Origin of the sequence: Paucisalibacillus algeriensis, from assembly GCF_000577245.1 — a bacterium.
In the GTDB taxonomy this organism is placed as follows: domain Bacteria; phylum Bacillota; class Bacilli; order Bacillales; family Amphibacillaceae; genus Ornithinibacillus.
In genome coordinates this window covers 1-11,906 of record NZ_CBYO010000017.1, presented here as the reverse complement: position 1 = coordinate 11,906, position 11,906 = coordinate 1, and the positions used below count along the sequence as shown (strand labels likewise).

Annotated in this window: 12 protein-coding genes, 1 pseudogene and 1 riboswitch; of the genes and pseudogenes, 7 read left to right on the top strand and 6 right to left on the bottom strand. The window is 37.0% G+C overall.

Annotated features, from left to right (window positions below):
- The first annotated feature begins 164 nt into the window (after positions 1 to 164).
- Entirely contained in the window at positions 165 to 1,088 is a 924-nt protein-coding gene (locus TY11_RS13650; protein ID WP_042147201.1) for a YobF C-terminal domain-containing protein, read from the top strand.
- A gap of 321 nt (positions 1,089 to 1,409) precedes the next feature.
- A complete protein-coding gene (locus TY11_RS13645) occupies positions 1,410 to 2,213 on the top strand; it encodes an EcsC family protein (protein ID WP_042147196.1) in 804 nt (267 codons plus the stop codon).
- Between the two features lie 132 nt (positions 2,214 to 2,345).
- Here TY11_RS13645 and TY11_RS13640 read toward each other — a convergent pair whose 3' ends face one another.
- The 3 genes from TY11_RS13640 to TY11_RS13630 all read right to left on the bottom strand — a co-directional run bounded on the left by TY11_RS13640 (position 2,346) and on the right by TY11_RS13630 (position 4,752).
- The gene (locus tag TY11_RS13640; RefSeq protein ID WP_042147193.1) at positions 2,346 to 3,119 is read right to left on the bottom strand and encodes an ABC transporter permease; all 774 of its coding nucleotides are present in this window, start codon (positions 3,117 to 3,119) and stop codon (positions 2,346 to 2,348) included.
- Entirely contained in the window at positions 3,112 to 4,056 is a 945-nt protein-coding gene (locus TY11_RS13635) for a daunorubicin resistance protein DrrA family ABC transporter ATP-binding protein (RefSeq protein ID WP_042147190.1), read from the bottom strand. Before TY11_RS13635 ends, TY11_RS13640 begins: the two co-directional genes overlap by 8 nt.
- Positions 4,057 to 4,152: 96 nt before the next feature.
- Positions 4,153 to 4,752: a TetR/AcrR family transcriptional regulator gene (locus tag TY11_RS13630; RefSeq protein ID WP_042147187.1), complete on the bottom strand. Its 600-nt coding sequence runs from the start codon at positions 4,750 to 4,752 to the stop codon at positions 4,153 to 4,155.
- A gap of 184 nt (positions 4,753 to 4,936) precedes the next feature.
- Between TY11_RS13630 and TY11_RS13625 the strand changes: the two genes are divergently transcribed.
- From TY11_RS13625 to ade, 5 genes are all read left to right on the top strand, one after another.
- The gene (locus TY11_RS13625) at positions 4,937 to 5,353 is read left to right on the top strand and encodes a BlaI/MecI/CopY family transcriptional regulator (protein WP_042147184.1); all 417 of its coding nucleotides are present in this window, start codon (positions 4,937 to 4,939) and stop codon (positions 5,351 to 5,353) included.
- 3 nt (positions 5,354 to 5,356) lie between these two features.
- A complete protein-coding gene (locus TY11_RS13620; RefSeq protein ID WP_042147181.1) occupies positions 5,357 to 6,205 on the top strand; it encodes a M56 family metallopeptidase in 849 nt (282 codons plus the stop codon).
- Positions 6,206 to 6,258: 53 nt separating this feature from the next.
- The gene (locus tag TY11_RS13615; protein ID WP_052345841.1) at positions 6,259 to 6,903 is read left to right on the top strand and encodes a DsbA family protein; all 645 of its coding nucleotides are present in this window, start codon (positions 6,259 to 6,261) and stop codon (positions 6,901 to 6,903) included.
- Positions 6,896 to 7,297 carry a disulfide oxidoreductase gene (locus TY11_RS13610; protein WP_042147175.1) on the top strand — a complete coding sequence of 134 codons (402 nt, stop codon included), beginning with the start codon at positions 6,896 to 6,898 and terminating at the stop codon, positions 7,295 to 7,297. Before TY11_RS13615 ends, TY11_RS13610 begins: the two co-directional genes overlap by 8 nt.
- A gap of 83 nt (positions 7,298 to 7,380) precedes the next feature.
- A riboswitch (purine riboswitch) is annotated at positions 7,381 to 7,482 on the top strand.
- A gap of 156 nt (positions 7,483 to 7,638) precedes the next feature.
- A complete protein-coding gene (ade, locus tag TY11_RS13605) occupies positions 7,639 to 9,378 on the top strand; it encodes an adenine deaminase (protein ID WP_042147172.1) in 1,740 nt (579 codons plus the stop codon).
- A gap of 655 nt (positions 9,379 to 10,033) precedes the next feature.
- On the opposite strand, the gene TY11_RS13600 is transcribed toward ade, so the two are convergent.
- The 3 genes and pseudogenes from TY11_RS13600 to TY11_RS13590 form a co-directional block, all read right to left on the bottom strand.
- Positions 10,034 to 10,642 carry a hypothetical protein gene (locus tag TY11_RS13600; RefSeq protein WP_042147169.1) on the bottom strand — a complete coding sequence of 203 codons (609 nt, stop codon included), beginning with the start codon at positions 10,640 to 10,642 and terminating at the stop codon, positions 10,034 to 10,036.
- Between the two features lie 364 nt (positions 10,643 to 11,006).
- Positions 11,007 to 11,189, bottom strand: a complete 183-nt coding sequence (locus TY11_RS13595; protein WP_042147166.1) for a hypothetical protein — start codon at positions 11,187 to 11,189, stop codon at positions 11,007 to 11,009.
- Between the two features lie 114 nt (positions 11,190 to 11,303).
- Positions 11,304 to 11,751: pseudogene (locus tag TY11_RS13590) on the bottom strand (DUF1569 domain-containing protein).
- Positions 11,752 to 11,906: the final 155 nt, after the last annotated feature.

Genomic DNA, 11,906 nt, shown 5'->3' with positions numbered 1-11,906 from the left:
AGGCCACGAACCGTGCTATGGGTTTGTGGCTTTTTATTTGGTTATGTTGGTATATCAATTGAAGTGTTCCTGAGGAATAGAGCCATTAATGCGGTTATGGGTGCATGTTTAAGGTTGATTTTCAATTTTCAAAAATATATAGTTGATTCATCTTTATGGGGGTGATGTTAATGTATATAGGTAATGGACATTACTGTTATTCAAATTCAACTACAATGTTTCTTTCATCTATAGGAGAAAATGTGTCTCCTCAACTTGTAGAAGTATTAACGGGAGTTGGGTTAGGTGCCATGTTAGAAAATGAAAAAACCCTATTTTTTAGTATGAGAGATCCCGATGACGGTATCAATTATGCTTTAAACATCCTGGGATTTGCTGCAGAAGAACATCAGCAAGCTAGTTACTTAGATGACCCATGTACGTTTTTAAAAAAGCAAATGAAACAAAATCCTGTCATTCTAGGCCCTTTGGACATGGGTGAGCTAACATATCACCCAAATCATAAAAATTTAAATGGTGCTGACCATTACGTGTTAGGTTACCAAATGGATAATGAAAATATTTATGTGCATGATCCAGCTGGCATTCCTTATGTTCCATTAGCATTGGACCAGTTCAGAAAAGCTTGGATGGCAGAAAATATTCCATATAGGAAAGGGTACTATAAATATTGGTCTTCACCAAAAAAGGTTGTCCCACTAGACAAAAATGAAGTATACGAGAGAGCTATCAATTATTTTCAAAGAACTTATTTAGAAATCGAAGAAGCAGATATAGGTTTAACCGGAAGGGAGGCAATTTGTTATTATGCAAATCAATTACAAAATGGCCCTATTACAGCTGAAATAATAGGACATACAACATTTTTCCTTTTCCAATTAGGTGCAAGAAGAGCCAACGATTATGCAATATTTTTTAAAGATAGACATACTAATTTATCAACGTTGAAGACTAATCAGGCAAAGGTACTTGGTGTTTGTCATTCTATGTCAGTAAATAATGATTGGTTAGGTTTATCGAAGGAATTAAGAAAGCTAGCAGAGATAGAGGAGAATTTTAGATTAGAGTTGTTAAAGATTGGTCGTTAGTCAGTAATGATTAAATTAATGATTTCAAACTGTAGAGTAGAGGATACGCCAATAAAGAATTCATTTTTAAATGTTTCTTCAGAAGGGGTTCTTTTTGCTAAACAAACATGTTCTTAACCTTCTACATATCGAATTATGAGTGCCTGTAACTTCTCGCTTTTAATAAAACTACTACAAGATGTTATAAGTATGTCGGAAAGCATGAACTTCTATAATAAGTTAATAGAGTAAATACTTAACATCAATCACCAACTTCTAGTATCATTTTAGTTAATTTAAAATTATGACGCCGTGTAAGAGTATATTAAAGGTGCAATTTTCATGACAGAGTCCAAAGAATGGCTAGAGCAAGAAATAGCGACTATCCAAAAATGGGAAAAGGACCAAAGTGATCTATGGTTTTGGGAAAGGCTTGGTCGACTACCTTTTAAAATACTCGATAAATTCACCCCGGCATTTATTCAAGATAAGATTGGTGAGATGCTGGATGAAACAGGTAACTACATCCAAACAGGAGGAAGATATTTAAGCTCTGCCTCCAAAGTAACCGAATACTATCCGGGTAAAAACATTGAAACATTGGAAGATGTGAGTCAATTACCTATCGTAGAAATGGATAACACAGCGGAAAATCTAACGAAAAATAGAAAGAACATAGCCTCTGCACAGGGAGCTAGTACGGGAATTGGTGGGATCTTTACCCTGGCGATTGATATTCCCTTCCTGTTAGGATTACTACTTAAAACCTTACAGGATATCGCCATTTGCTATGGTTATGACCCCTGCGATCAAAAAGAACGTTTATATATTGTAAAGGTCTTGCAATTCGTCTCCTCGGATTATGTTGGCAAACAGGCAATATTGGGTACGTTAGCCAAATTGGATAACCCAGAAGAGGACACGAAACGATTGGTCATGTCTGAGCTTCAGGGTTGGAGAGAAGTTTTCTTTACCTTCCGCGATCAATTTGGCTGGAAGAAGTTATTTCAAATGATTCCAATTGCTGGACTAGTATTTGGTGCGATTATTAATCGTTCTGCTGTGAAGGATATTGCGGAAGCTGGGAGAATGCTGTATCGGAAGCGGAGGATTAGTGAAAGGATGTTAGATGACAAGGAAGGATAAACTTTTCTAGGAAAATGTCTAATCAAGGTCTCATTATTAAAGGAACGTGTTAACCCCTAATTGGTTAATACGTTCCTTTTATTCATTAATCCCTATTGTCACTCTCGTCTGTACAGGTAACCAGGTATCCTACTACTGACTTCTCTTACGATTAAAAAGATGAATTGCTATGAAAAGCGATATGACTAATAATCCACCAAACCATACAACCGTTAACCAACCATATTGATTGATAGGTGTCCCGATTAATAGCCCGCGCATTGTCTCAATTAATGGTGTCATTGGTTGATATTCCGCAAACCATTGCAGCCATGTTGGCATTGTGTCTGTGGGAACAAAAGCACTACTGATGTAGGGCGAGAACATGATTAGGAATGTGAACGAACTGGCTATCTCGACTGAATTTGCAAGTAACCCAAAAATAACTGCTAACCAACTGATGGCAAAGAGAAATAGACTTAGTACACCTATCACTTGAAGCCATTCCATGAGACTAGCGTTTGGTCTGAAACCAATTAAGATTGCTACAAGTATAACCAAAGAAGTTGCCATTATATTCCGAATGAAACTTCCGCTGACATGACCTACTAGGAGGGAGGCAGGGTGAACAGGCATACTACGTAATCGATCAAATAATCCTCCAACCATATCTTGAGTAACACTGATAGCCGTTATGGAACTTCCGTATCCTACACATGTAATGATTACACCAGGTACAACGTAATTAATGTATGCTGTGCCTGTTTGAATAGCACCGCCAAATACATAGACAAATAACAGCATTAAGGTGATGGGTAAACCAACACTTAAGAATATTGTCTCAGGATTTCTAAATAGATGCCTTAAGCTACGACCCGACATGTTCCATCCGTCGGAAATAGCCCAATACCACTTTGTATTAGTCATGTTGTAGAACTCCTTCCCTATCTCTCTTTGTAAGTTGTAAAAATACATCATCTAAGGTTGGTTTACGGAAATTTATAGAGAGTGGTTCCATATGATTACTGTGTAATTTGTTTAGTACGTTACGTAAACTACTTGCTGTACCATCTGTTGATAAGGAAATACTTAGATTTTGTTTGTTTATTTGACCATTCAACAAATCTTGAGCCTTATCTAATGAAATCTGATCATGAAAGGTTAGCTCTATTTTTTCCTCTCCAACCAAGCTTTTTAATTCTTCTGCAGTTCCTTCTTCAATTATTCTCCCCTGGTGAATAATAGCCAGCTTATCCGCAAGTTGGTCTGCTTCATCTAAATATTGCGTTGTTAAAAAGATGGTTACACCGCTTTTTGCCAGTTCGGATATTAATTTCCACATGTTCATTCGACTCCTAGGGTCAAGGCCTGTTGTTGGTTCATCCAGGAAGATTATTTCCGGAGTACCTAAAAGGCTGATAGCAATATCTAGTCTCCGTCGCATCCCGCCTGAATATGTTTTCACGGGCTTATTTGCGGCTTCTAGCAAATCAAATTGTTCCAGTAGGCTATTAGCTCTTGCGATAACCGCTTTTCGATTGAGGTGTTGGAGTTTTCCCATCAAGATTAAATTTTCTTTTCCCGTTAACAGTTCATCAACGGAAGCATGTTGACCAGTCAAACTGATGACACTTCTGACTTTATTTGCATCCCTATATAGATCATGTCCAGCGATTGTAGCAGTCCCTCTGTCCGCTTTAATTAACGTAGATAAAATTCGAACTGTTGTTGTTTTTCCGGCACCATTTTCACCTAATAGGGCAAATATAGTACCACGATTGATGTCAAAGGAAAGCCCATTTAGGACATTCTTTTTTCCATACGTTTTATTCATGTTTTGTACGGAAATAATGGGTTGTTCCATGTTTTGTTCCTCCCACCATTAATTGATTGACTCGTTCAGTCAATATTAGAATATAGGTTAATTTTGATATTGTCAATGAAAAATTTAATAAAGAATTTATCGGACCGCAACCATTCTCATCAAGATATCTATTTTCCGTTCTATGTTTTCTTGCCACCATGAGTTGTCATCAGCTATTATTCCCGATAGCACATTAAGGAAAATTTCTACCAATTCCTGTGTGTCTCCTGGAATGATTTCTCCTAATTCTTGTCCCTTCACAAATAGAGGAAACATAAATTGGATATAAACATTTCCTGATTGTTCAACTAAGTCTATGATATCTTGGGGGATATCATCTGCTTTCATGATATGCTGAACGACTCTGAATATATCACTATTGCCTTCCTTGAGTGCGAAGGTCAAAAAGAATTTAATTTGTTCTAATGGAGATAATTCTGTTTGGTTTAACTCTTGTAAGGTTTGTTCAATGGTTGCTACTTCCATGGCCCATAACAACGTATCATAAAGAACAGCTTCTTTGGAGTCAAAGTAGTGGTAAACTAAACCGTGGCTAACTCCAGCTTCTTTTGCAATCATACTAATCTTGGTTTGTTTAATACCATTATTAGCAAAAACTTTCAGTGCGCCCGTCATGATTTGTATTTTACGTTCTTCACGTATATCTTTTAATTGTTCTTCATTTAACCGTGCCATCTATGCTCTCCTCCGAATGAAATTCTTCTATTATCATATCAAATTTTAGCTATAAAGAAACCCAAGAAGACAAAAAGGGGACAGAGGGACAGTTTTCCTGTCCCGGAATCCTATTAAAATTGTCAATAATTCTTGACGCCATAATAACTTCACACTACAATGGGTAGTGTGAGGTGAATAGCTTGTGAAGATTCGAAAGTTTAAAATCAATGAAAGTGGATTGAATCGCTTTTTTGGGCCGCTTGAGGCAAAGATTATGGATATCTTATGGAATGATGAGAATGAAAAGACCATTAAGGATGTCCAACAGATTCTTGAACGGGAGAAATTGACAAGCTTTAATACGGTTATGACTGTCATGAATCGATTAGTAGAGAAGGGGATTCTTCAAAAGAGTTCAGAAGGAAGATCGTTCTTGTATAAGCCAGTTCAATCAAGGGCTGAGTTCTTGAATACACAATCCAAAGAAATGACAACCGAACTCATGGATGAATTCGGTAATGTTGTCGTAAGCCATATGCTGAATGCATTGGAAGAAGCGGATGATGAACTTGTTGCTAAACTCGAACAAAAAATTAAAGAATTGAAAAAGGGTATGTAACCTATGTCCAAACGTCAATCATCTCTACTATTTATCTTGTCACTTGCCATTTCAGGTACCATTTTGTTTCAAATGGGATTATACGTTATTTCCATTTTTGCAGGATGGAATGTGAAATTTAACCTTGTTACCGTATGTCATAGTTGGTTAAAAGAATTGGGATTATCATCTCTTGAATACGTTCTTGATGGACTTGTCATCTATACGCTGTTATGTATGGTATGGAAAATTGGATCGCATTGGATGCAAACGATCAAAATGAAAAGGCGATTTTATTTTTACAAAGAAAAACAACTTACAATAGAAATGAATCAGGTATTCGGAAGCGAGAAGGAAGAAATTATCGTAATTTCACATCCTACCCCATTTGCGATTACTATGGGGTTTGTATGTCCTAAAATTATCTTCACAACAGGTTTAATAAATCTCTTAACGGATGACGAATTAATAGCAGTACTTTCTCATGAAAAGTATCATAAAGCTAATCGGGATCCATTTAAAGTGTTTTTGTTATCCCTTAGCTCATCCATTATATGGTATATTCCGATTCAGAAGTGGTTTCATCATAAATATAGCGTTATTCAAGAAGTATTGGCAGATGAATTTGCAATTAAACAACAGGAAACATCTGTGAATTTAGGCAGCGCACTTTTGAAAATGTTGAAAATAGGTAAGCAGGAAAAAATGCCTTTTACCTACGTGTCTTTTGCAGATACATCCGTAAATTATCGGATTGAATATATCCTAAATCCAATAAAGGGTGTTCGTTTGCAAATTCCAATAAGAATTGTAATCCTATCGTTATCCATTTTTAGTCTAATCTGTGGACTATTTATTTACGCGCTTGCGTAATTTTTTTACATTATCACACTACACTATGTAGTTTTGAATGAGGAGCGTTTATTTTGTCAAAGAAACTAGTTTTGTTTATTGGTATATTGGCTGTAATTATCATAGGGATTATTGTACTAAAAGATGCTCAACAAGAGTCCGTTGTTATTGATTATGAAGGGCAACCGTATTTAGGGGAAGAGTCAGCACCAGTTGAAATTATTGAGTTTGGAGACTATAAGTGTCCACACTGTCAAGCATTCAATGACAGTATTTTACCTATTATTAATGAGGAATTAGTGGAGACTGGGAAAGCAAAATTCTACTTTATGAATTATTCATTTATTAGCCCAGATTCCACAACAGCCGCACAATTTGCTGAAACGGTTTATCAAGAACTCGGTAATGATGTGTTCTGGGATTTCCATCATTTATTATTTGCAAATCAAACATCAGAATCAGGAAATACGAATATTTTCACTGATGAAGTATTAGAAGCTGTTTTAGCTGAGATTGCAAGTCCTGAACAAACGGAACAAGTTATGCGTGCTTATTCGGAAGGTAAAGGAGATGCAGCTTTAAAGAAAGATATGTCCACGGCAAATAGCCTCGGTGTCCAATCAACACCATCAATCTTTATTGATGGAAAATTATTTGATGGTAAGAGCACAGAAGATTTACTGAACATGGTGGAAGAGGCTAGTGTGAGTGATGAATAAGCCACTTGCACTAGCATGGATTACATCCATAATCGCCATGGGAGGTAGTTTGTTTTTTAGTGAGCAGATGGGGCTTATCCCTTGTACACTCTGTTGGTATCAACGGATAGTAATGTATCCTCTCACTATTTTTCTAGGCATTGCTGTTTACAAGAATGATAGAGAAATCTATAAGTATGTACTGCCAATGTCGATAATCGGTATGATAATTTCTGGTTATCATTATGCATTGCAAAAGACGCCTACTTTACAAGAATTCAGCATGTGTACAAATGGTGTCCCATGCTCAGGGCAATATATTAACTGGTTCGGTTTTGTTACTATTCCTTTCTTAGCACTTATTGCCTTTACCCTTATTACCATGATGATGCTCATACTTTGGAAACGGAAGTAAGCTATGGGGACAGGTTCAGTGGTACATTTTCGATATAACCTTTTCCTATTGAATTACCATGATGGAGTGCTATAATTAGGAAAATTAATAAAATACCATTCACTCATATAATAGCAAGAATATGGCTTGCGAGTTTCTACCGGTTCACCGTAAATGAACTGACTATGGGTAGCAATACATTGTAATAGAATTCTATTATTCTATTACAATCTTATTCGGCATGTAGCTCGAAGGATTTTGCTCACTCGTAGATAGAAGAGTGTAGCAGTTCTTCGGGCTTTTTTGTTTTTTTGCGAAATGGACAACCGAGTGAATGAATTCTGAGATGGGGGTTAGACAAAATGGAAAAAAATAAATTAACACAACTAATTAACGTAGCGGCAGGTCGTAAACCCGCGGATCTAGTTTTAAAGAATGGGAAGATTGTGGATGTCTATCAAGGGAGTATCCTTCATGGTGATGTGGCAATTATCGATGGCAAAATTGCGGGTATTGGTGAAACGTATGAGGGGAAAGAAATCGTTGATTTAAACGGAAAGTATATTGCACCTGGCTTTATTGATCCACATATCCATGTGGAATCTTCCTATGTGACGCCAGAAGAGTTTGGGCGTTTACTCGTACCACACGGGACAACGACAGTCATGGCAGATCCTCATGAAATCGTTAATGTAGCAGGGCTGAAAGGATTGGATTATATGATTGAAGCGGCTAAAAATATCGCGTTAGATATCCAATATATGATGCCTTCTTGTGTTCCAGCTACTAATATGGAAAATGCTGGGGCGGTAATAACAGCATCCGATATGGTTGCACCTTTGGAAGAAGGGAAAGTAGCGGGACTGGCTGAATTCATGGACTTTCCTAGTGTGATACAAGCGAAAGATAGTGTACTAGATAAAATACTAGTTGCTAGAAAGTTAAATAAACGAATTGATGGACATAGCCCAATGGTAGGTGGTAAGGAGCTCAATGCCTACATTGCTGCGGGTATTGAGAATGACCATGAATGTTCCACGATGGAAGAATTACAGGCACGTATTTCTCGAGGAATGTATGTTTTCTTACGGGAAGGATCGGTTACACAAAACCTGCGGACGTTGTTGGAAGGTGTGACTCCTCAAAATGCACGTCGTTGTGTCTTATGTGGGGATGATGTACAGGCTAAAACGATTTTGGAGAAGGGACATCTAGATAATTCGATTCGTATTTGTGTAGAGGAAAACATAGACCCGATTCTAGCAATCCAGATGGCCACTATTAATACGGCAGAGTGCTGTCAGTTGCATGACCGTGGAGCAGTGGCACCAGGATTAAAAGCAGATTTAGTTGTTTTCAGTGATCTTGAAAACTTGGTAGTGGAACAGACGTATATTGATGGAAAACTTGTGGCCGACCAAGGAAAGTATGTGGCACCATATACCAAGGCGGATATCTCAGTTGTCCAATCCAGTGTGCATATTGGCAACTTTTCTAAAGAAAAGCTTCGTTTGAAATTGAATTCGAATAGAGCAAGGGCAATTGGGGTTATTCAAACAGAAGCATTGACCAATGAAGCGATTGTTGAAGTGGAACTGGATGAAGCAGGAGAGTTTGTGTATAATCCTGAAAAACCGGTTGCTAAAATTGCTGTTGTAGAAAGACATCACAATACTGGAAATGTATTTGTTGGGTTGTTGAAAGACTATGGCATTCAAAAAGGTGCGATTGGTATTTCCATTGCACATGATTCGCATAACTTAATTGTGACTGGAACAAATGATGACGATATGGCAGTGGCGATTGAGACTTTGAAAAAACAAGATGGTGGTGTGGTCTTGGTTGAAGGTGGTAAGGTTATCGGTAGTATGGCACTTCCAGTTGCCGGACTGATGAGTAATCTTTCGGGAGAGGAAGTCGTTGTCGAGCAAAGTAAAGTAAACAAAGTAGCTCGTGAAGTACTTGGGGTAGCCGAAGATGTCGATCCAATTATGACATTAGGTTTTATGTCTTTAGCCGTGATTCCTACATTGAAAATAACGGACTTAGGGTTGGTGGATGTGACTAATTTTGAGTTTGTTCCGGTGTCTGTGGAAGAATAGGGTTAGACTCTTAAAACTATTAATTGCTTGCAATTGTACCAATTGTTGAAGCAGTCTTAGTCTCAAATAATAGAATCCCCGTTAATTAAGGTAAGTAATTCAAATAACGGAGAATATCCAATAATCACAGGTGAATAAATATATGAATTACCAAACAATTAATATGACAAATAACACATAAAAAAGCTTGAGGGAACTCAAGCTTTTTGACTTTATCATTATTAGACGAGAAGACACCATCCTCAACGAATAGGAAGATCATAGCCAAAAGAGTAGGATGGATATGAATCGCCTTTTTGTATAGTGAAACATATGTTTGTGTGGTATGATATTCCTGTTTATATAGCTCTTTGAAAACTGGATATATGAGGTTGTGGCAAGAAATGTTTTGTCACCTAAAATATCCAAGCAAGAATCGCCTCACACGTACCGAAGTATTGAAAATCAAGCAGAGTAGGGTGTGTGGTGAGTCCAACGTGCAAGATATTTTGCTCTCACCGTAGGTACTACGGGTAGAGCCTTTTCAATAACTGGCGGTTACGCTGGTGTTAGTAGGAATCTCCATCTTCAAATTCTGTGAAAAATTAAGGTGGAGTAGTACAATGTAGCTTTCCCATGAATCATATCTAGTGCTTTAAAATCCAACACTTGTAATCTACTTCTCTAAATATCTCTCTAAGACATGGGATTTATAAGCCATGGAACTAAAAAAGAATAAAAGCCAGCATGATAATAGATAGATAAGGATTGAAAAATATGGCATCATAACTTCATCTCCATATATCTCAAAAAGTATCCGTATTCTTATGTGGTCTCCACCGACCCCGAGAAATGTAATTAAAACTGGAATTACATAGTACATATATGCAATCCATGTTTTTACTTTAGCAATATCTCTATCTTTATCTGGGAAGACAATTGGCACTTCTGTTCGCTGATCCAATCTCGCTAAAAAGTACATACTTAAAAATAAACATACTAATAGCAGTTGATAAAAGACCTCTTCTTTAAACACTTTCAGCAATGGGAAAGTAAATAAAAGGAAGGAGGCGTACCATTGATAAATCATTGTCAACCCATACGCTTTCTTCTTATTACTCGAAAACCGTATGACCATAACAATCGGCATAATCAGCAATATGACGAAGATAGCAATAGTCCACATGGTGTACAAAGAATCATATGTTGGAGCAAAAACTGCGACCACTGCCGTGAATAGTACCATCAAATAACTCCATAACATTACTTTAAATGGATTACCCACTGACTCTGCCCCCTTCCATGCAACTAACTGTATAAACCAAACCAAACAACTTTTTGATTGTTTTATTTTCTCTTCACATAAAAAATTCAGTTGTGTTTCATACGATTGAACGCAGTATAAAGTTTCAAATAATGATTTAGGTGCCCGGCAGTTCCCGACAAATGTAAGAGAGCAACAACAATTAACCCATCCAGGTCTCTTTTACTTTTTTGGCTTTCCATTTATTATCTTTATAATGGACTCTAAACTCTACCCCAACTACCCCTTTTAGCCGAACGGTATTTGAAACATTCAATAATGACATTGTTGTTAAACTTATAATCTACTTTTTCTATTCTAAGAAGTACACCATCGATAGACATTTTTATTTCTTACCTTTCATTACGCCTATTATCTCGGAAACACCCATCGCAATACTGGCATTGAGCATACCAAGCAATGTCCACATTAGCACCATTTCATCATAATCACCAATAAAATTCTTTACGAAGAAAATAAGGCAAATAACAAAAATTAAAAGCCCAAAAACAAATAAGAATCTATCCAAAATACACCTCCATCCAATTGCTCCTTATTGAATAAACCTGCCCCGTTAGTACAAGAAGCAGTTGATCATGTTTAACTAACGCACCCGTTAATGAAAAGACTTCACCTGTATTTACTAAACACCAAACTGTTTTAAGTGATGGTCAAGGTGCTTATAAATTCCTTTTCCCCATTGCTCGGAAGTAAGTTTACCGAAAAAAGGATGCGGATGATTTGTACACTTTTGAGGGCCATCATTTTGAAATGTGATAATTTTTCGTTTTAGTTTTTCCTTTTCAGTTACAAATTCTTTTTCATCTACTATCAAAATGGAAGGGATTGTTGACATATTGTGGGCTAAAGGCTTGTCATTATAAAAAATTGGTTTCACAAACTTCCCAATTAGTATTCCTAACCAACCTCTCGAAGGAAAAGTGTTTCCCATTGCAATGTCTTGAAAGGATGAACAATGTGCCAGCATTTTGGCAACATCCATTTTACCCCATAGCGGTTTTGAATTTGGACTTAAATTGTCAATGGATTAAAATTTCCTCTGCGTGTGATTGATTAAAAATATTTTTCATGTTTGTGCCCCCTTTGCTTATTTGTTACCAATATCCCTATTTGATTGTTAAACTAACCTGCCCGTTCGTATTATAAGGTTAACCAGAAATTACTGGTTGACCTTATTTCATATGGTCTTATCATTACAATTGTAGCCGGGGTAGAACGTCCCTGC

Coding starts and splice junctions, on each gene's coding strand:
- TY11_RS13650 (WP_042147201.1), top strand. CDS start 165: ATGTTAATGTATATAGGTAATGGACATTACTGTTATTCAAATTCAACT.
- TY11_RS13645 (WP_042147196.1), top strand. CDS start 1,410: ATGACAGAGTCCAAAGAATGGCTAGAGCAAGAAATAGCGACTATCCAA.
- TY11_RS13640 (WP_042147193.1), bottom strand. CDS start 3,119: ATGACTAATACAAAGTGGTATTGGGCTATTTCCGACGGATGGAACATG.
- TY11_RS13635 (WP_042147190.1), bottom strand. CDS start 4,056: ATGGAACAACCCATTATTTCCGTACAAAACATGAATAAAACGTATGGA.
- TY11_RS13630 (WP_042147187.1), bottom strand. CDS start 4,752: ATGGCACGGTTAAATGAAGAACAATTAAAAGATATACGTGAAGAACGT.
- TY11_RS13620 (WP_042147181.1), top strand. CDS start 5,357: ATGTCCAAACGTCAATCATCTCTACTATTTATCTTGTCACTTGCCATT.
- TY11_RS13610 (WP_042147175.1), top strand. CDS start 6,896: ATGAATAAGCCACTTGCACTAGCATGGATTACATCCATAATCGCCATG.
- ade (WP_042147172.1), top strand. CDS start 7,639: ATGGAAAAAAATAAATTAACACAACTAATTAACGTAGCGGCAGGTCGT.